Annotated in this window: 21 protein-coding genes; 15 read left to right on the forward strand and 6 right to left on the reverse strand. The window is 67.3% G+C overall.

The window, feature by feature from the left end:
• From B9C43_RS32830 to B9C43_RS32840, 3 genes are read left to right on the forward strand one after another with little or no spacing between them, the layout of a single operon-like run.
• The gene (locus B9C43_RS32830; protein WP_084430674.1) at positions 1 to 3378 is read left to right on the forward strand and encodes a pyruvate carboxylase; all 3378 of its coding nucleotides are present in this window, start codon (positions 1 to 3) and stop codon (positions 3376 to 3378) included.
• 43 nt (positions 3379 to 3421) lie between these two features.
• Positions 3422 to 4102, forward strand: a complete 681-nt coding sequence (gene lepB, locus B9C43_RS32835) for a signal peptidase I (protein WP_084430675.1) — start codon at positions 3422 to 3424, stop codon at positions 4100 to 4102.
• Positions 4102 to 4887, forward strand: coding sequence for an arginase family protein (locus tag B9C43_RS32840; RefSeq protein ID WP_084430676.1), 786 nt, complete (start codon positions 4102 to 4104; stop codon positions 4885 to 4887). Before lepB ends, B9C43_RS32840 begins: the two co-directional genes overlap by 1 nt.
• Here the strand turns inward: B9C43_RS32840 and B9C43_RS32845 are convergent.
• Complete coding sequence (locus B9C43_RS32845; protein ID WP_084430677.1) at positions 4841 to 5863, reverse strand: DUF4872 domain-containing protein; 1023 nt, start codon at positions 5861 to 5863, stop codon at positions 4841 to 4843. The genes B9C43_RS32840 and B9C43_RS32845 overlap by 47 nt on opposite strands.
• A 220-nt stretch (positions 5864 to 6083) precedes the next feature.
• On the opposite strand from B9C43_RS32845, the gene B9C43_RS32850 reads away from it, so the two are divergent.
• Positions 6084 to 6380 carry a DUF2087 domain-containing protein gene (locus B9C43_RS32850; protein ID WP_235038986.1) on the forward strand — a complete coding sequence of 99 codons (297 nt, stop codon included), beginning with the start codon at positions 6084 to 6086 and terminating at the stop codon, positions 6378 to 6380.
• 198 nt (positions 6381 to 6578) lie between these two features.
• Here B9C43_RS32850 and B9C43_RS32855 read toward each other — a convergent pair whose 3' ends face one another.
• A complete protein-coding gene (locus tag B9C43_RS32855; RefSeq protein WP_084430679.1) occupies positions 6579 to 8669 on the reverse strand; it encodes a HelD family protein in 2091 nt (696 codons plus the stop codon).
• 153 nt (positions 8670 to 8822) lie between these two features.
• Here B9C43_RS32855 and B9C43_RS32860 point away from each other — a divergent pair, with 153 nt between their 5' ends.
• From B9C43_RS32860 to merB, 5 genes are all read left to right on the forward strand, one after another.
• Positions 8823 to 9545 carry an SDR family NAD(P)-dependent oxidoreductase gene (locus B9C43_RS32860; RefSeq protein WP_084430680.1) on the forward strand — a complete coding sequence of 241 codons (723 nt, stop codon included), beginning with the start codon at positions 8823 to 8825 and terminating at the stop codon, positions 9543 to 9545.
• Between the two features lie 12 nt (positions 9546 to 9557).
• A complete protein-coding gene (rsmD, locus tag B9C43_RS32865; RefSeq protein WP_143446756.1) occupies positions 9558 to 10100 on the forward strand; it encodes a 16S rRNA (guanine(966)-N(2))-methyltransferase RsmD in 543 nt (180 codons plus the stop codon).
• Positions 10101 to 10152: 52 nt separating this feature from the next.
• Positions 10153 to 10635: a pantetheine-phosphate adenylyltransferase gene (gene coaD / locus B9C43_RS32870; RefSeq protein ID WP_033380304.1), complete on the forward strand. Its 483-nt coding sequence runs from the start codon at positions 10153 to 10155 to the stop codon at positions 10633 to 10635.
• Between the two features lie 80 nt (positions 10636 to 10715).
• Positions 10716 to 10895, forward strand: coding sequence for a hypothetical protein (locus B9C43_RS55885; RefSeq protein WP_160096842.1), 180 nt, complete (start codon positions 10716 to 10718; stop codon positions 10893 to 10895).
• Between the two features lie 2 nt (positions 10896 to 10897).
• Complete coding sequence (merB, locus tag B9C43_RS32875) at positions 10898 to 11545, forward strand: organomercurial lyase (protein WP_084430682.1); 648 nt, start codon at positions 10898 to 10900, stop codon at positions 11543 to 11545.
• On the opposite strand, the gene B9C43_RS32880 is transcribed toward merB, so the two are convergent.
• Positions 11535 to 11975 carry a GNAT family N-acetyltransferase gene (locus B9C43_RS32880; RefSeq protein WP_200825806.1) on the reverse strand — a complete coding sequence of 147 codons (441 nt, stop codon included), beginning with the start codon at positions 11973 to 11975 and terminating at the stop codon, positions 11535 to 11537. The two genes, merB and B9C43_RS32880, sit on opposite strands and share 11 nt — an antisense overlap.
• 55 nt (positions 11976 to 12030) lie before the next feature.
• Between B9C43_RS32880 and B9C43_RS32885 the strand changes: the two genes are divergently transcribed.
• The 6 genes from B9C43_RS32885 (at position 12031) to mutM (ending at position 15775) form a co-directional block, all read left to right on the forward strand.
• Positions 12031 to 12438, forward strand: a complete 408-nt coding sequence (locus tag B9C43_RS32885; protein ID WP_084430684.1) for a guanyl-specific ribonuclease — start codon at positions 12031 to 12033, stop codon at positions 12436 to 12438.
• An 86-nt stretch (positions 12439 to 12524) separates the two neighbouring features.
• Positions 12525 to 13289 (forward strand): flotillin family protein, encoded by a 765-nt coding sequence (locus tag B9C43_RS32890; protein WP_084430685.1) that lies wholly within the window; start codon positions 12525 to 12527, stop codon positions 13287 to 13289.
• A gap of 87 nt (positions 13290 to 13376) precedes the next feature.
• Positions 13377 to 13967, forward strand: coding sequence for a YceD family protein (locus B9C43_RS32895; RefSeq protein WP_084430686.1), 591 nt, complete (start codon positions 13377 to 13379; stop codon positions 13965 to 13967).
• A 2-nt stretch (positions 13968 to 13969) separates the two neighbouring features.
• On the forward strand, positions 13970 to 14152 hold the full coding sequence (gene rpmF, locus B9C43_RS32900) for a 50S ribosomal protein L32 (protein ID WP_054294974.1): 183 nt from the start codon (positions 13970 to 13972) through the stop codon (positions 14150 to 14152).
• A gap of 26 nt (positions 14153 to 14178) precedes the next feature.
• Entirely contained in the window at positions 14179 to 14925 is a 747-nt protein-coding gene (gene rnc, locus B9C43_RS32905; RefSeq protein WP_084430687.1) for a ribonuclease III, read from the forward strand.
• On the forward strand, positions 14918 to 15775 hold the full coding sequence (gene mutM, locus B9C43_RS32910; protein ID WP_033380298.1) for a bifunctional DNA-formamidopyrimidine glycosylase/DNA-(apurinic or apyrimidinic site) lyase: 858 nt from the start codon (positions 14918 to 14920) through the stop codon (positions 15773 to 15775). Before rnc ends, mutM begins: the two co-directional genes overlap by 8 nt.
• On the opposite strand, the gene B9C43_RS32915 is transcribed toward mutM, so the two are convergent.
• The 3 genes from B9C43_RS32915 to B9C43_RS32925 form a co-directional block, all read right to left on the reverse strand.
• Entirely contained in the window at positions 15776 to 16558 is a 783-nt protein-coding gene (locus B9C43_RS32915; protein ID WP_084430688.1) for a multicopper oxidase domain-containing protein, read from the reverse strand.
• 1 nt (position 16559) lies between these two features.
• Positions 16560 to 17567: a multicopper oxidase domain-containing protein gene (locus B9C43_RS32920; RefSeq protein ID WP_084430689.1), complete on the reverse strand. Its 1008-nt coding sequence runs from the start codon at positions 17565 to 17567 to the stop codon at positions 16560 to 16562.
• Positions 17568 to 17643: 76 nt separating this feature from the next.
• Positions 17644 to 18075 (reverse strand): MarR family winged helix-turn-helix transcriptional regulator, encoded by a 432-nt coding sequence (locus B9C43_RS32925; protein WP_200825799.1) that lies wholly within the window; start codon positions 18073 to 18075, stop codon positions 17644 to 17646.
• Positions 18076 to 18079 lie beyond the last annotated feature (4 nt).

Below are 18079 nucleotides of genomic sequence, written 5' to 3' on the forward strand. Positions count from 1 at the left end.
ATGTTCCGCAAGATACTCGTCGCCAACCGCGGCGAGATCGCCATCAGGGCGTTTCGCGCCGGCTACGAGCTCGGCGCCGGAACGGTTGCCGTCTTTCCTTACGAGGACCGCAATTCGCTGCACAGGCTGAAGGCCGACGAGGCGTACCAGATCGGTGCGCAAGGCCATCCAGTACGGGCGTACTTGTCGGTGGACGAAATCGTGAAGGCTGCTCGTAAGTCCGGTGCTGACGCCGTGTATCCCGGTTACGGCTTCCTGTCGGAGAATCCCGACCTGGCACGGGCCTGTGCCGAAGCCGGAATCACCTTTGTCGGCCCGACCACCGAGGTGCTCGAGCTGACCGGCAACAAGGCCAGGGCGGTCGCCGCGGCCAAGGCTGCCGGGCTGCCGGTGCTCGAATCGTCCGCTCCTTCGTCCGATGTGGACGAGTTGCTGGCCGAGGCTGAGCGCATCGGCTTCCCGGTCTTCGTGAAAGCGGTCGCCGGTGGTGGCGGCCGCGGTATGCGACGGGTGGAGCAGGCGAGCACGCTTCGTGAGTCCATCGAGGCCGCGATGCGCGAGGCCGAGTCGGCCTTCGGCGACCCCACCGTCTTCCTCGAGCAGGCCGTGATCGACCCACGGCACATCGAGGTGCAGATCCTCGCCGACGGTACGGGCGAGGTCATGCACCTGTTCGAGCGTGACTGTTCGATGCAGCGCCGCCACCAGAAGGTGATCGAGCTGGCGCCCGCGCCGAACCTGTCCGAGGAGCTGCGCGAGCGCATCTGCGATGACGCGGTGAAGTTCGCCAAGCACATCGGGTACCGCAACGCCGGCACGGTCGAGTTCCTGCTCGACCCGTCCGGCAAACACGTCTTCATCGAGATGAACCCGCGGATCCAGGTCGAGCACACGGTCACCGAAGAGGTCACCGACGTCGACCTCGTCCAGTCCCAGCTGCGGATCGCGGCTGGTGAGACGCTCGCCGACCTGGGGCTGAGCCAGGACAACGTGCGGCTGCGCGGGTTCGCGATGCAGTGCCGGATCACCACCGAGGATCCGGCGAACGGGTTCCGGCCGGACACCGGCATGATCAGCGCCTACCGTTCCCCTGGCGGCGCGGGCATCCGGCTGGACGGCGGGACGGCCTTCGCGGGCACCGAGATCAGCGCGCACTTCGACTCGATGCTGGTCAAGCTGACCTGCCGGGGCCGCAACCTGGAGATGGCGGTGGCCAGGGCGCGTCGTGCGGTCGCCGAGTTCCGGATCCGTGGCGTGGCCACGAACATCCCGTTCCTGCAGGCCGTTCTGGACGATCCGGACTTCCGGGCAGGCCGGATCACCACCGGCTTCATCGAGCAGCGGCCGTACCTGCTGACCGCGCGCAGCTCCGCCGACCGCGGTACGAAACTGTTGTCGTACCTGGCGGACGTCACGGTCAACAAGCCCAACGGCGAGCGGCCGCGGTTCGTCGACCCGGTGGAGAAGCTGCCGCCGATCGAGCTCAACGGCAACCCGCCCGCGGGCTCGAAGCAGAAGCTGACCGAACTCGGCCCGGAGGGGTTCGCGCGCTGGCTGCGTGAGGCCAAGCTGGTCGGCGTCACCGACACGACGTTCCGTGACGCGCACCAGTCCCTGCTGGCCACGCGAGTACGAACCAAGGACCTGCTCGCGGTGGCGCCGCACGTCGCCCACACCATGCCCGAGCTGCTCTCGGTCGAGTGCTGGGGTGGTGCGACCTACGACGTCGCCTTGCGGTTCCTCGCCGAGGATCCGTGGGAGCGGCTGGCGAAGTTGCGGGACGCGATCCCGAACATCTGCCTGCAGATGTTGCTGCGTGGCCGCAACACCGTCGGGTACACGCCGTACCCGACGGCCGTGACGCAGAAGTTCGTCGAGGAGGCCACGAAGACCGGGATCGACATCTTCCGGATCTTCGACGCGCTCAACGACGTCGAGCAGATGCGCCCGGCGATCGAGGCGGTACGGGAGACCGGTTCGGCCATCGCCGAGGTGTCCTTGTGCTACACGTCCGACCTGTCCGACCCGGGCGAGCAGCTGTACACATTGGACTACTACCTCAAGCTCGCCGAGCAGATCGTCGGCGCCGGTGCGCACATCCTCGCGGTGAAGGACATGGCAGGCCTGCTCCGGCCGCCTGCCGCGGTGAAGCTGATCACCGCGCTGCGCAAGGAATTCGACCTCCCGGTCCACCTGCACACGCACGACACCGCAGGTGGGCAGCTCGCGACATATCTGGCGGCGATCCAGGCCGGTGTGGACGCTGTCGACGGCGCGACCGCGTCGATGTCCGGTACGACCTCGCAGCCGTCGCTGTCGGCGATCGTGGCCGCGACCGACCACAGTGAACGGGAAACCGGGCTGAGCCTGCAGGCGGTGTCCGATTTGGAGCCGTACTGGGAGATCGTGCGGCGGGTGTACTACCCGTTCGAGGCCGGTCTGCCCGGTCCGACGGGCCGCGTGTACCTGCACGAGATCCCCGGTGGTCAGCTGTCCAACCTGCGCACGCAGGCCAAGGCGCTGGGCCTGGGCGACCGGTTCGAGGACATCGAGACGATGTACGCGGCCGCCGACCGGATGCTCGGTCACCTGATCAAGGTGACGCCTTCGTCCAAGGTGGTCGGTGACCTGGCGCTGCACCTGGTCGGCGCGGGCGTGGACCCGAAGGAGTTCGAGGCCGACCCCGGTCGCTTCGACATCCCGGACTCGGTGATCGGCTTCCTGCACGGTGAGCTCGGCGACCCGGCGGGCGGCTGGCCGGAGCCGTTCCGTACCAAGGCGTTGCGCGGCCGGTCGGCGCCCAAGGGCATCACTGAGCTGTCCGACGAGGACAAGAAGGCGCTGGAGGAAGACCCGCGCGGCACGTTGAACAGGCTGCTGTTCCCCGGGCCGACAAAGGAGTTCCTTGCCCACCGCGAGCAGTACGGCGACACGTCGGTGCTGGCGAGCAAGGACTTCTTCTACGGCCTGCGCCCGGCGACCGAGTACCCGGTCGACCTGGAACCCGGTGTCCGGCTGCTGATCGAGCTCGAAGCTGTCGGTGAGGCCGACGAGCGCGGCATGCGGACCGTGATGGCCACGCTGAACGGCCAGCTGCGGCCGATCCCCGTGCGGGACCGGTCGATCGCGTCGAACCTCCCAGTCGCCGAGAAGGCCGAGAAGGGCAACGCGAACCAAGTGCCCGCGCCGTTCGCCGGTGTGGTCACGCTGGCGGTGTCCGAGGGCGACGAGGTCGAAGCGGGTGCCACGGTCGCCACGATCGAGGCGATGAAGATGGAGGCCGCCATCACCGCGCCGAAGGGCGGCCGGGTGCAGCGCCTGGCGATCGGGTCGGTGCAGCAGGTGGAAGGCGGCGATCTGCTGATCGTGCTGGCGTAAAGCCGATAGGCTGCCTCCAGCTTTCGAGCCTGGGGGAGCACATATGCGCGGATTCGGCATGCCGGTGGCCGTGATGGTGACGGGAGTCCTCATCGCGGCCACCGCTTTCGCGATCAGCTTGTTCGGTTATCGGCGGGTGGTCGAGCCCGCGGGGTCGATGGAGCCGACGTTCGGCCCTGGTGACAGGTTGTCGATTCGCGAGATCGCTGGCGATCAGGTCAACCGCGGTGACATCGTCATCTTCACCGCCGGTGCGTGGGGTGACCCCGACTTCGAGCTGGTCAAGCGGGTCGTAGGCGTCGGTGGGGACACGGTCGTGTGCTGCGACGCGCGCAAACGCATCACGGTGAACGACAGGGCGGTCACCGAGGAGTACGTCAAGGACGACGAAGGCCCGCATCCGAACGAGGAGTACACGGTGCAGGTCGAGCCAGGCCACGTCTGGGTACTCGGCGACAACCGGGGCAACTCGCGGGATTCCCGCACCGAGATGGAGACCCGGACCAAGGGTGCGATTCCGGTCGGCGACATCAAGGGTGTGGTGGTCAGGGCGGGTGGCGACAAGATCGTCCCGACCGAGGCGTTCACCCGGGCGGGTCTGCCGGGTGAGCCGTACCAGAACAACCTGAACATCGTGGTGGGCCTGCTCATTCTGCTAGGCGGATTCATCTTCCTCGCCAGCGTCGTGTGGCTCTTGGTGGCGATTCGAAAGCGTGGTGCGTGATGCAGATTCATGCTGTGCCGCAACGGCAAGGCGCGTTGGTGGACAAGGCGCGTCTCCTGCCCGCGGGATGCCTTGCGCTGAGCCGGCTGGCCGGTGACATCGCGGGCGTCAAGCCGTATGTCGTCCCTGTGTCCACTGGGGACTCGCCTGCGGTCGACGGGGTGGCCAACAGGGCGGCCTTGATCGTGAACCGGACGGCCCAGCTGGCGGCGTTGGAGGCACCGGGCGGGCCGGTGCTGACGATCGGCGGCGACTGTGGCTCGGACGTGGTGCCGATCGCGGTGGCGCGGTTCCGGTTCGGCGAGAACCTCGGTGTGGCGTGGTTCGACGCGCACCCGGACTTGAACACACCTTCGACCTCGCCGTCGGGCGCGTTCCACGGCATGGCGTTGCGGGTGTTGTTCGGCGAGGGTGATCCGGAGTTCGTTGCCAGCCCCGCTTTGCGGCCTGGCAACGCTGTTCTGGTTGGTGCGCGGTCGATTGACGAGGGCGAGCAGGCCGCGATCGACCGCGGGCTGGTCTCGTTCGACTCGTTCCCTGGCGAGCAGATCTATCTCCATGTCGACTTGGACGTGCTGGACCCGTCCGAATTCGGCGGTGCGACCTACCCGGAGCCTAACGGGTTGGGCATCGCCGAGGTGGCGGCAGCGATCGACGGGATCCCGGTGCCCGTGGTGGGCGCCGGGATCACCGAGTGCGCGACCGCCGACGAAGCGGAGATCCGCAAGCTCGCGACGCTTATCGAGGCTGTCGTAGGAGTTCTACGGCGCGGCGCTCAAGACTGAGGCACTCGTCGACGATCTCGGCCATCGCCGGGTAGTCGTGGCTGGTCCTGGCCTTCTGGGCGAGCCTCGACCACGCCGCGCCGGACTGCCGGAAGAGCTTCGCCGGTTGCGGCCTGCCCACCTCGTCGAGGAAGTCGGCGTACAGCGGACGGGTCGCGCCGGGCGCGGTGTACTGCTCCTCCAGGCATTCGTACAGGCGCTTGGTGCCGTGGTCGGTGTCGCCGAACCGCTTGGTCCACCCGGTCTTCGTGCGGGTGTCCCTGAGCTGGCCGGCCAGTTTGGCCATCCCGGAGAACCCGAAGTTCGCGTCGAAGTTGTTGCCGAGAACCGGGCCGGTCATGTGGTCCACAGTGGTCTTGATGGCGTCGTCGACGGCTTTGCCGAGGTCGGCTTCGCCGGCTTTGCCGATGACGGTCGCGTGGTGCTTTCCTTTGCGATAGGCCGACCACGCCTTGGCGAAGTCCGCAATGGACAACTCGTGCCGCTCGACGTCGATCAGTGACACTGTTTCCGATATGCCGGTGACCAGGACGGTGTACGGGTCGTAGCCCGCCCATGGCGACGGCTCGTGCCATGGCAGCGCGCTGCGGTCCACTTCGGCGAAGACCGGTCCGGTCGCCTTGCGTAGCTTGGTGATCCCGGCCTCGGCCTTGCCGCTGTGCTGCTCCACAAAGGACACGTTGAGCCGGTTGAGGACCGCGGGAACCCACGGATCCGGGTGGTGCTGGGCCACGATGGTCATCAGCGGGTGCATGCCCTTGTACTCGAAGACGGCGTACATGAACCCGATCCCACCGGCCAGCCCGGTGATCATCGCCTCGCTGTACTCGTCCTGCAACGCGGTCGCTACCAAGCGGGAGACCCGGTGGCGGGGCTTGGTCTTGCCGGTGATGTGCCAACGGGCGGTCGTGTAGCTCTCGCCGGTGGCGGCCATCCGGTCACGGACGAGGCGCTTGAGTTTCTTGTGGTCGGTCATCGCTCTCCCAGGACAGCCGTCCAATGCTGTACCCCACGCCCGCACCGGGTGCCGTCCGCAGTCGTCGCGACATGCTCGACCACTCGCGATGACAAGGGCCACCTTCGCCTCCGCTCAGCCGGGCGGCGTGGGCACCCGGTCAGGAGGTCAGGCCCGCGAGCGGGCCAGGCAAGGACTATATCGGTTGGCGGGCTCGCTGCCAGCGCGTTATCAATGCGGTATGGACTTCGGTTACGCCGACCCGCAGGCCGAGAAAGTGCTCCGGACGTTCATCAGGAACGGCCACCTGGTCCGCTTCCCCGCGAAACGCGGCCGCAGGCGCATCCTGCTCGAACACATCGCGGCCAGCTTCGAACCCGGCCGACGCTTCCCCGAGAAAGAAGTCGACGTGGTGCTGCGCGCCTGGTGCGACGGAGGCGCGACCGACTACGTCACCCTCCGCCGATACCTGGTCGACGAAGACCTCCTCAGCCGAGAGAACGGCCACTACTGGCGCACCGGCGGCTGGGTCGCCTAGCGCGTGTCCACCGTTCCGGCACCCCGTGTCCACCGTTCCGGCACCCCGTGTCCGCCTTTCGCGCACCCCGTGTCCGCCTTTCGCGCACCCCGAAATTCCCCATCGGCGGTCAGACCGGGATTTCGATGTGCGGCACAGTGCATCTCACGGTGCCGCAAAGTGCATCTCACTGTGCCGCAGTGGTGGACACGCGGGGACTCAGCCGGGCCAGTTCTCGTCGGTGGTCAACACCGTCAGGCGCTGGGTGGCGCGGGTGAGGGCGACGTAGAGCGCTCGGGGGCCGGTCATCGACTCGGTCACCATCTCGGTCGGCTCGACGAGCACCACCGCGTCGTACTCAAGGCCCTTCGCCTCGATCGCGTCCACGATCTTCAGCCGGTCGTCGTCCACTTCGGACATCCACGACCGCACCTTGTCGATGCTGGTCATCGACGCGATCACGCCGACCGTTCCGTCGACCTGATCCAGCAGTTCCCGTGCCGCGTCACGGACTGCGCCGGTCAACGAGCCGGGCACGACGGCCTCGACCAACGGTTCGATGCCGGTGTCGCGGACCGCGCGTGGCAGTTCGTCGTCCGAGGCGACGTCACGGACCACGCGGGCGGCGAGGTTGAAGATCTCCGCCGAGTTCCGGTAGTTCGTGCGCAGGGTGAAGCGGCGGCGCGTGGTTCGTTTGCCCAGCGCGGTGTCCCGCGCCTGCTGTGCCTCTGCCACGTCCGGCCACGTGCTCTGCACGGGGTCGCCAACCAGGGTCCAGCTGGCGTATTGGCCGCGCCGCGCGATCATCCGCCATTGCATGGGCGAGAGGTCCTGCGACTCGTCGACGACGATGTGCGAGTAGTCCTCGTAGTTCTCGGGACGGCGACGGCCGCTCGGGTCCGGCTGTTCCTCGACCACGACACGGCGATGACGGCGCTTGGGCGGCGGGCCGATCAACGTGCGCAACTCGTCGAGCAACGCGATGTCGGCGACGGACCAATCGTCGTGCCGCCACGAGGCCGCCAGTTGGTCGACTTCGCGTGCTGACAACGTTGACCCGGCTGCACGGGCCAACCGGGCACGGTCACCGAGCGAGCGGAGCACGTCGATTGGGGTGAGGATCGGCCAGAAGACCACGACGAACCTGTGGAAGTCGATCCGCTCGCCGAGGTCGATCAGCAGGTCCTTCTTGCTGACGTCGTAGCCGTCGTAGCTCTCTGCCTTGTGCCACAACGCTTCCAGCAGTGCTTCGGCGGCGTCCACACGGGAGCGGTTGGGCAGCCGGCCCAGCGAGTGCACCTGACGGCGGACCTTCGCCAGCTCCTGCTCGTCGAGCTTGAGAACCTCGCCGCGGTACGTGATGCGCATTTCCGTCGGCGCGTCCGGCGGGGTGTCGCGCAGGGCTTTCTTCAGCACACGCCGCATTCGCAGCGAACCCTTGATCGCCGCGATCGGTGCGGGGTCGATACGGGTCGCCTCGATACCGTCCAGCAGGTTGCCCAGCGAGCGCAGTTCGACGCTGTCCTCACCCATCGAAGGCAGCACGCGCGAGATGTACGACGTGAATGCGGTCGACGGTCCGAGCACGAGAACGCCAGCACTGCCCATGCGCTTACGGTCGCGGTAAAGCAGGTACGCCACGCGGTGCAGCGCCACCGCCGTCTTGCCCGTGCCGGGGCCGCCGGTGATCTCCGTGACGCCCCGCCATGGCGCACGGATGGCCTCGTCCTGCTCCTTCTGGATCGTCGCCACGATGTCGCGCATCTGGTCGCTGCGCGCGCGGTTGAGCGACGCCATCAGCGCGCCTTCGCCGACCACCTGCATGGTGTCCGGCTGCGCGTCGGGCATCAGCAGGTCGTCGTCGATCTCGATGACCTGCTGGCCGGTCGAGCGGATCACCCTGCGGCGCACCACGCCCATCGGCTGCTCGGCCGTGGCCTGGTAGAACGCCGCGGCCGCGGGCGCGCGCCAGTCGGTCACGAGGTTCTCGAACTCCGCGTCCCGGATGCCCAGTCTGCCGACGTACAGCGTCTCGCCGGTGTTGTCGTCCAGACGACCGAACACCAGGCCCTCGTGCTCCGAGTCGAGCGCTTGGAGGATCCGGTTGGCGTGCCGGACCATCACGTCGCGCTCGTAGAGCATGGACGCCTGCTCGAACACGGCTTCGGTGCCCGCACCGTGTGCGAGCCGGTCACCGCGATCACGCATCTCTTCAGCTTCGACCCGCATATCGGCAAGGCGTGCGTAGACAACGTCTACGTGCTTCTGCTCGATGGCGATCTCAGCCTGTCGGACTGCGGCCTGCGACACCCACGACCCCCGGTTCTTTCTTTGGGACGGAAGAGCCACATTACGCTCTCTCAGCGGTTGACAAACCAGTTGTCCAGTGGATGTTGGTCCAGATCACTATCCACGTATGTGAAAGCTTGACCAACTGTCCCGCCGGCCCAAGATTATGCCCCTATGACTCTGACTGCACTCGTCACAGGTGGCGGGACCGGAATCGGCCGTGCCATCGCATCACAGCTGGTCAGCGACGGCGTGGCGGTGGTGATCACCGGGCGCAGACCCGATGTGCTCGCCGCGACGGCCGCCGAGATCGGCGCCAAGCATGTGGTGTTCGACGCAACTGACCCCCAAGCGGTCCAAGCGGCACTCGACCAACTGCCCCAGACCATCGACATCCTTGTCAACAACGCGGGCGCCAACATGGCCCGCCAAGGGCTCGCGGCCCCAGCGGGCGATCTCGCCGCGTTGAAGAAGCTCTGGCTCGCTGACTACGAGTCCAACGTCATCTCCACGGTCCTGGTCACCGAGGCCGTGCTGCCGAGGCTGGCCGAGAACGGCCGGGTCATCAGCATCAGCTCGATCGCGGGCGTGCGCGGCAGCGGCTCGTACGGGCCCGCCAAGGCCGCGATCGTGCCGTGGAACGTCGAGCTGGCCAAGAAGCTCGCCGGCCGGGCGACCGCCAACGTGGTGGCGCCGGGCATGACCGTCGAGACCGAGTTCTTCAACAACACGCTGACCGACGAACGCAGGGACTTCCTGATCAAGGAGATCCCGTCCGGCCGTCCCGGGCTGCCCGAGGACGTCGCCAAGGCCGTGTCCTACCTCGCCTCACCTGGCGCGGCCCACGTCACCGGGCAGGTGCTGCACGTCAACGGAGGCGGCTACAACGGCCGGTGAGATCATCACCCGGTGACTCGGATAGTGGCAGGTACGGCCGGCGGCCGCCGGTTGGCCGTACCACCCCGGGGCACCCGTCCCACGTCCGACCGCGTGCGCGAGGCGTTGTTCAGCGCCGTCGAGTCGTTGATGGATCTTTCGACCGCCCGCGTCCTGGATCTGTACGCGGGATCCGGCGCGCTGGGGCTTGAAGCGTTGTCGCGCGGCGCTTCCTCGGTCACCTTCGTCGAATCCGACCGCAACGCCGTGGGTGTGCTCAAGGCGAACATCACTTCGGTCGGCCTGCCTGGTACTTCGGTCGTCCAGGCGAAGGTGCTGACGTTCCTGTCCGGCGAACCGTCGGCTTTCGACCTCATACTCGCCGATCCGCCTTACGACATGGACGTTTCCGCCGAGGTGTCGGTGCTGTCCAGGTGGACCTCACCGGGCGCCTTGGTCGTACTCGAACAGTCCGTACGCGCCACCGCACCATCGTGGTCCGCGCCGCTGGAGTCGTTGCGGGTGAAGAAGTACGGCGACACAGTGCTGCACTGGGCCGAACACCCGGAGGAGTGACCGGCGCCACGGGAGCAGTGGCCGAGCCCGATCGGCTGCTACCTTTCGGCCTATGCGGAGGGCGGTCTACCCAGGCTCCTATGACCCGGTCACCAACGGGCACCTCGACATCATCGAACGGGCGGCCGAGGTCTTCGACGAGGTCGTGATCGCCGTGATGATCAACAAGGCGAAGCAGACCCTGTTCACGGTCGAGGAACGCACCGAGATGCTCAGGGACGTGACCAGCCACCTGCCGAACGTGCGGGTGGACTCCTGGCACGGACTGCTGGTCCAGTACTGCGAGAAGCACGGCATCAAGGCGATCGTGAAGGGCCTGCGCGCGGTCAGCGACTTCGACTACGAGCTGCAGATGGCCCAGATGAACCAGCAGCTGTCCGGAATCGACACGCTGTTCATGCCGACCAGCCCGGCGTACAGCTTCCTGTCCAGCTCACTGGTCAAGGAAGTCGCGAAGTACGGCGGCGACGTCTCGCACCTGCTGCCCGCCCAGATCAACGACCGCCTGATCAAGCGCCTGGCCGAACGCGGCTGAGAACTGGTCTCAGCGTCGCGTCAGTACGTTCGCCGGGTGAGATCGTCGAACGGGTCACCGGCGACGATCTGACGGACCAGTTGCGACGCCGGGTGTTCACGCCCGCTGGGATGTACGCGACCGAACTGCCGGACCATCGGTTTGTCTGGGGCCGCACGCTTCTGGCCATGGTGAACGCGGTCAACCTCGAGTTCTGCGGCGAACCGTGGCGCCCGCCCGCCGGGCGCACGAGCGTTCAAGACGTCAGGCTCATGCTCTAGATGTGAACGAGCAGGTCCGGGTGGCGGTCTACGCCCACTTCGCCCGCACTGGCACTGCGCCCACGGTGCAGGATTTGGCTGCCACGACGGGCTTTGCCGCCGCGGATGTCCGTGGGGCGCTCGGTGCCCTGCACGCGAGCCGGGATCTGGTTTCGCGAGACGGCCGGATCGTGATGGCCCATCCCTTCGCGTCGATCCCGCTCGGGTTCTCGGTGATGGGCGCGAGCACGCTGTGGTGGGGCGGATGCGCCTGGGATTCCTTCGCCATCCCGCACTTGCTGCACGAAGAGCCGGGCGTCCTGGTCGCCACTCGCTGCCCGGCGTGCGACACCCCGCACGCGTGGGTCGTCGGCAGGACAGCGCCGCCGGCGGGCGATCAGGTCGCGCACTTCCTCACCCCAGTCGACCGCATCTGGGACGACGTCGTGCACACGTGCGCGAATCAGCGCCTGTTCTGCTCGACCAGATGTGTCGAGGCTGTGCACAAGGAACCGGGTTACGTCATGGACCTTGCGACGCTGTGGCGACTTGCTCGCGGTTGGTACGCCGGCCGTCTGGAATCCGGGTACAAGCGGCGTGATCCGGTCTCGGCCGCGGCCTATTTCGCGGAAGTGGGCCTGCGCGGGCCGTTCTGGGGTCTCACAGCCTGAGCTTCATGCCGATGTGGCTGGCCTGGAAACCGAGCCGCTCGTAGAACCGGTGCGCGTCGGCCCGGCTGGCATCGGTGGTCAGCTGCACCAGGCCACATCCCCGGGACCGGGCCTCGTCGACGGCCCACTCGATGAACCGCTGCCCGAGCCCCGAACCGCGGTGATCCGGGTGGATCCGGACGGCCTCGATGGTCGCCCGCTTCATCCCCAGCCGTGACAGCCCTGGCGTGAACGTCAGCTGCAGAGTCCCGGCGACGACACCGTCCACTTCGAGTACCGCCAGGAACTGGTTCGGGTCGGCCGAGATCTCCTCGAACGCCGCCAGGTACCGCGGATCGCCTGGGCTTTCCCTTGACGCCCCGAGCTGGTCGTTCGCGATCATCGCCACGATCGTGGGCACGTCAGCGGCCTCAGCTCGCCTGATCTCCATAGGCACGCCGTTCATGATTCATCCGGGTGTCACACGACCGGGTTAGTTTCGGTTAATGACCAACATCACATTACGTGTAGTGAAGGTCCTGGTCGCGCTCGTGATCGGCCTCGTCGGCGTCGCCGCGCCCGCGAGCGCCGGTCAGGCGGCCATCCAGGCCGCGTGCGGCGACACCTCCGGGTTCACCCGGGTCAACCTCTCCGCCCTGCCCAGCCAAGCCACTGACACCGTCCGGCTCATCCAGCGCGGCGGGCCGTTCCCGTATCCGCAGGACGGCACCGTTTTCCAGAACCGCGAGCGACTCCTGCCGCTCTGCTCGACCGGCTACTACCACGAGTACACCGTCAAGACCCCGGGCAGCTCCACCCGTGGCGCGCGGCGGATCGTCACCGGCAACGGTGGCGAGTACTTCTACACGTCCGACCACTACCGCAGTTTCCGGCTCGTCAACATTCGCGCCTGACACACCCCGCGAGGTCCACCCCTGTCTGTCGGGAAACCGGCAGACTGGGGTGGGAGAAAAGTGCGTCTGGCGAGGGAGACAACAGGGTGTACCGGGTGTTCGAGGCTCTCGACGAGCTCGTCACGATCATCGAGGAGGCCAGGGGCGTCCCGATGACCTCCAACTGCATCGTGCCGCGAGGCGACTCCCTCGAACTGCTCGATGAGATCCGCGATGCCATCCCCGGCGAACTCGACGACGCGCAGGACGTGCTCGACAAGCGCGACGAGATCGTCGGCAAGGCCGAGCACGAGGCCGCGACCAAGGTCAGCAAGGCCACGTCGGAGTCGGAGAACACGCTGGCCGCGGCGCAGGCCGAGGCCGAGCGGATCCTGGCCGAGGCAAGAGCCATGGCCGACCGCATGATCAGCGAGGCCGAGCAGCAGGCCGACCAGGAGATCGAGAAGGGCCACGCCCAGTACGAGGAGCTCGTCGGCCGCGCACACGCCGAAGCGGAGCGGATGCTGCAGGCCGGCCGCGAGTCCTATGAGCACGCTGTCGAGGACGGCAGGCACGAGCAGGCCCGTCTGGTCTCGCAGACCGAGGTCGTGCAGGCCGCGCACGTCGAGTCCAACCGGATTCTCGAGGCCACCGCGGCCGAAGCGGACCGGCAGCGCGCCGAGTGTGACGCCTATGTGGACGGAAAGCTGGCCGAGTTCGAGGATCTGCTCGCGCACACGCTGCGCAGCGTCGGCAAGGGCCGCACGCACCTGCGCGCCACCCAGGCCACCGGTATCCACACACCGAATCCGCACGTCCAGCCGGTGCTGCCGCAGAACAACGGCGCCGCACCCTTTGACTACGACAGTTGACAATGCCCCGATTTCGCACCCAGCCGCCCAGTCACGTACGCTTGTCGGGTTGACCTTTCCCGACCAACTACCTTCTCGAGTTCTGACATGTCCGAAAACCGGCAGGCCACCACCCGGAACGCCGCCGCCAGCCCGTGGGTGCTCGACACCCGTGAGCTAGGCCGCCGCCCGGGAAGCAGTCGTGCCGTGCACCGGGAAGTGACTCTCGAGTCACCGCTCGGCATCGAAGACGTCATCGCCGCCCCGCGCGGCGCCGTTGTCGACGTGGACGTGCTGCTCGAATCGGTGGTCGAGGGCGTGCTGGTCTCCGGCACCGCGTCGGCGCCCGTGGAGGGCTCGTGCGCACGGTGTCTCGACCCGCTGTCCAGCCGGGTCGAAATAGATCTGACGGAGCTGTTCGCGTACCCGCACAGCGCCACGGAGGAAACCACGGACGAGGACGAGGTCCCGCGCCTCGTCGACGACCGGATCGACCTGGAGCCGGTGGTGCGCGACGCCGTTGTGCTCGCGCTGCCGCAGGTCCCCTTGTGTACGCCCGACTGCGCTGGGCTGTGCCCCGGCTGCGGGGGGAAGTGGGCCGATCTCGGCCCCGACCACGGGCATGAGAAAATTGATCCCCGCTGGGCCGCACTGCAAGAGCGGCTCGGGGATTCCAGTGACCGACCTGAGGAGAAGTAGCCGTGGCCGTTCCCAAGCGGAAGATGTCGCGCTCGAACACGCGCTCGCGCCGCGCCCAGTGGAAGACCACCGCGATTCCACTTGAGCCGTGCAGCAACCGTGCCTGCCGTCAGCCCAAGCCCCAGCATGTCGCCTGCCCGAACTGCGGCCAGTACAACGGCCGTCAGGTCACGCAGCCTGCTTGATCGAAAAGGCGGAGGCACAGAGGGCAATGGGAGGTAGGGGCGGCCGGAACGGCACAGGAGATCCCAGTTCGCTGATGGACGCGCTTGGCGTCCAGTTGGACTCCGATTTGTTGCAGCTCGCCCTGACCCATCGCTCGTACGCGTACGAGAACGGCGGCCTGCCACCGAACGAGCGGCTGGAGTTCCTCGGCGACTCCGTGCTGGGAATGGTGATCACCGATCACCTGTACCGCACGCACAGCGAGTTGCCTGAGGGCCAGCTGGCCCGGTTGCGGGCGAGCGTGGTGAACATGCACGCGCTCGCGCGGGTCGCTCGTGGTCTCGGTGCGGGAGGACTTGGTGCGCACCTGTTGCTCGGCCGCGGTGAGGAACTCACCGGCGGCCGGGACAAGGCCAGCATCCTCGCCGACACGCTTGAAGCCGTGATCGGCGCGGTCTACCTGCAGGAAGGTATCGACGTCGCACGCAAGGTCGTGCACAAGCTGTTCGACCAGCTGCTCGACGAGGCACCCCGCCGCGGCGCGGGCCTCGACTGGAAGACCAGCCTGCAGGAGCTGTGTGCGTCGGCTGGTCTCGGCGTACCGGAGTACCGGGTCGAGGAGGAAGGGCCGGACCACCGCAAGGAGTTCAAGGCGACGGTGGTCGTCGCCGGGCAGAGCTACGGCAGCGGTGACGGCCGGACGAAGAAGGAAGCGGAGCAGAAGGCGGCCGAGGCGGCGTACCGCGAGCTCTCGGAGGTTCACTTGCCGCCCGAGAACGGCTCTGGTGCCTGAGCTCCCCGAAGTAGAAGTCGTCCGCCGCGGTCTCGCGGACCACGCCGCAGGCAGGGTGATCACCCAGGCTGAGGTGATGCACCCGCGAGCCGTGCGCAGGCACCTGCCTGGCGCACGCGATTTCGAGGCGCGGCTGGCCGGGCAGCGTATTGACGCGGCCCGGCGGCGCGGCAAGTACTTGTGGGTCGAGCTGTCCGGTGGCGACGCGATGATCGCGCACCTGGGCATGAGCGGTCAGATGCTCGTCCGGCCGGTCGGAGCCCCTGACGAGAAGCACTTACGGGTCCGGCTGCGCTTCGACGACGACGGCCCCGAGCTGCGTTTCGTCGACCAGCGCACGTTCGGCGGCCTGGCACTGTCCGATGTGGTCGAGGTGGACGGTGACCGGCTGCCGTCCCCGGTCGCGCACATCGCCCGTGACCCGATGGATCCGCAGTTCGACCAGTCCGCGGTCGTGAAAGCCCTGCGCCGCAAGCACACTGACGTCAAACGAGCCCTGCTCGACCAGACGCTGGTCTCCGGCATCGGCAACATCTACGCCGACGAAGCCCTGTGGCGGGTCAAGCTGCACTGGGCAAAACCCACCGACCGGCTCACCGCGCCCAAGGCCGGAGCACTGCTGGACGCGGCCGCCGAAGTGATGAACGAGGCCCTGGCCGTCGGCGGGACGTCGTTCGACGCGTTGTACGTCAACATCAACGGCCAGTCCGGGTACTTCGACCGGTCGTTGAACGTCTACGGCCAGGAAGGCAAGCCGTGCACCCGATGCGGCAGGCCGATCAGGCGTGAGTCGTTCATGAACCGGTCGTCGTTCTCGTGCCCGCGCTGCCAGCCACGCCCGGCCGCCTGACTACTCCACGATGTACACGCCGTTGATGCCTACGTCGGCGCCCCAACTGCGGGCGTCCCGGTAGAAGAACTTCCCCGGACCGGAGTGCTCGCCGGCGATGAGCTGGAAGCCGAACGAGACCGCGGCCACCATGTCCTTGGTGTCGATCAAGGGCGCGCTGTCATCCGGTCCGGACGCGTAGCCGGTCCGCGTGTCGCTCCAGCGGTGGCCGTGCAAGTGGAACGCGTGCGGATAGCTGTCCATGCCTATGACGATCCACTCGACGCGCTCACCCTGGCGGGCGCGGAAAGTAGGTGTGTTCGGCGCGACGAGATTGTTGATCGATTCGTTGTTCATCACGACCACGAACTGCTTGTCCGGCAACAGGTCGTCGCGCCTGCGTACGACCAGCGCGCCGTACAAGCCCTTCGCCATCCCCTCCGAGCCGTGCTCGCCGCCTAGGGCATGGTCGTGATACGGCCAGTAGCCCGCGCTTCCGCCGTCCAAGGTGCCGTCTGCGCGGCGGAACGGGCGGTGGCTCTTCCAGACGTAGATCCGGCGTTCGCCGGGCTGTACCACGCCGCCGTTCATTGGTGTTCCGTCGCTTGCTATGTCGTAGTCCACGCCGTGGGTGTGCAATGACAGCGGCCGGCCGGCGTTGTTGACGAGCTCGATCGACAGCGTTTCGCCTTCGACCATTTCGATGGTTGGGCCGGGGATCGTGGCCTTGCCGGGGATCAGGCCGTAGCCGAACTTGTCGCCAGGCAAGGCTTCCGCGTAGAGCCGCATGCTCCGATGTGTCATCTCAGTGCCCGTGGCCCATTGAGGACGGCATGCCCGGCATCGGTGTCACGGACATGGTCTTCATGTGCTCGACGTGTTTCTCCATCCCTGGCGGCATGCTGCCGTCCGCGTTCTTGACCAGGAACAGCCCGACCATTCCCGCGTCCGCGTGCAGTTGGACGTGGCAGTGGTACATCCAGGCGCCTGGCCCGACATGCTCGCCCGCCCGTACTTGGAAGCCGTACGAGACGCCCGGCAGCAACGTCTTGGTGTCGATGACCGGCGTGGACGGGTTGGTCGCGTAACCGGTACGGGTGTCGCTCCAGCGATGTCCGTGCAGGTGGAAGGTATGGACCTGGAAGCCGTGCCCGATGGCGATCCACTCGACTCGTTCGCCGAGACGGGCTTCATAGGTCGGGCTGTTCGGCCAGTACGTGTTGTTCAGCGAGCCGTTGTTCATCACGACCACGAACTGCTTGTCCGGCCGCAGATCGCCGCGTCGGCGTACGACCAACGCACCGTACAGACCTTTCGCGATGCCGTCCGTGCCGAACTGGGTGCCCATCGCGTGGTCGTGGTAGTGCCAGTAGCCTGCGCTGCCGCCGTCCCAGCTGCCGTCTCTGCGTCGGTAGGGGGCGTGCGTGCGCCAGGTGTACGTGCGCTGCTGTCCTGGTGCGACGGTCCCGTTGTTGAGCGGGGTGCCGTCGCTGGCCATGTCGAAGTCCACGCCGTGGGCGTACAGCGAGATGGTCTGGTCGGTTGTGTTCACCAGCGTGACCTCTGCCTTCTGGCCTTCGGTCAGCTCGATGGTCGGGCCGGGGACGCTGGCTTTGCCCGGTGCGAGCCCGTACCCGATGAGATCTCCGGGAAGACGCTCGGCGTAGAGCGTGATCCGCTTGGTCCCGCCGCTGGCCGCGGCAACGGAGGGCGACACCTCGGACCCGGCCAAGAGCAGCGCACCGGTGGCCACACCGGCGCCGAGCAGCACCGACCTGCGCGGGACTAAAGAGCCCGCATCATCACGTTCCATGTCCGTACTCCCGCTGTCCGGCGTCGTGGGCGTACGGAGCTTCGGCGTCGCCGCTCAAGATGCTCTCGACGACGGCTCAACGACCGGAGAGCTTGTCCAGGAGCGTTACGGTCTGTTGCAACAGCTCTGGGTCTGCCAGATGCAGCCGGTTGAGCCGGTCGGCGAGTTCACGGGCCTCGCCATGAGCGAGGGACAACAGCAGGTCGCGGCCTGCTTCGGTGATCACGACACGGATGGCGCGGCCGTCCGCCGGGTCGGGTTGCCGGCGGACGTAACCGGCCGCTTCGAGGCTGGCGACGGCGACCGTCGCGGTCGGCTGCGAGCACGGCACCCCGGCGGCGAGTTCGCCGACGCGCATCGGTCCCGTGCTGACCAGTTGCGTCAGCACGAGTGTCTGCGTGGGCTGCAGTGAGTCCTCACGTACCGCGTGCCGCAGCGACCTGACCAACCGATGCAGCGCGACCACCATTTCGAAGGCCTGCTGCTCGGTCGTCGCGACGTTGTTCACGCAC

The organism is Kibdelosporangium aridum, from assembly GCF_900176515.1.
In the GTDB taxonomy this organism is placed as follows: Bacteria; Actinomycetota; Actinomycetes; order Mycobacteriales; family Pseudonocardiaceae; genus Kibdelosporangium; species Kibdelosporangium aridum.

Excerpts from the sequence above, each read along its gene's own strand:
- B9C43_RS32830 (WP_084430674.1), top strand. The coding sequence starts at position 1 with ATGTTCCGCAAGATACTCGTCGCCAACCGCGGCGAGATCGCCATCAGG.
- lepB (WP_084430675.1), top strand. The coding sequence starts at position 3,422 with ATGCGCGGATTCGGCATGCCGGTGGCCGTGATGGTGACGGGAGTCCTC.
- B9C43_RS32840 (WP_084430676.1), top strand. The coding sequence starts at position 4,102 with ATGCAGATTCATGCTGTGCCGCAACGGCAAGGCGCGTTGGTGGACAAG.
- B9C43_RS32845 (WP_084430677.1), bottom strand. The coding sequence starts at position 5,863 with ATGACCGACCACAAGAAACTCAAGCGCCTCGTCCGTGACCGGATGGCC.
- B9C43_RS32850 (WP_235038986.1), top strand. The coding sequence starts at position 6,084 with ATGGACTTCGGTTACGCCGACCCGCAGGCCGAGAAAGTGCTCCGGACG.
- B9C43_RS32860 (WP_084430680.1), top strand. The coding sequence starts at position 8,823 with ATGACTCTGACTGCACTCGTCACAGGTGGCGGGACCGGAATCGGCCGT.
- coaD (WP_033380304.1), top strand. The coding sequence starts at position 10,153 with ATGCGGAGGGCGGTCTACCCAGGCTCCTATGACCCGGTCACCAACGGG.
- B9C43_RS32880 (WP_200825806.1), bottom strand. The coding sequence starts at position 11,975 with ATGGAGATCAGGCGAGCTGAGGCCGCTGACGTGCCCACGATCGTGGCG.
- B9C43_RS32885 (WP_084430684.1), top strand. The coding sequence starts at position 12,031 with ATGACCAACATCACATTACGTGTAGTGAAGGTCCTGGTCGCGCTCGTG.
- B9C43_RS32895 (WP_084430686.1), top strand. The coding sequence starts at position 13,377 with ATGTCCGAAAACCGGCAGGCCACCACCCGGAACGCCGCCGCCAGCCCG.
- rnc (WP_084430687.1), top strand. The coding sequence starts at position 14,179 with ATGGGAGGTAGGGGCGGCCGGAACGGCACAGGAGATCCCAGTTCGCTG.
- B9C43_RS32915 (WP_084430688.1), bottom strand. The coding sequence starts at position 16,558 with ATGACACATCGGAGCATGCGGCTCTACGCGGAAGCCTTGCCTGGCGAC.
- B9C43_RS32920 (WP_084430689.1), bottom strand. The coding sequence starts at position 17,567 with ATGGAACGTGATGATGCGGGCTCTTTAGTCCCGCGCAGGTCGGTGCTG.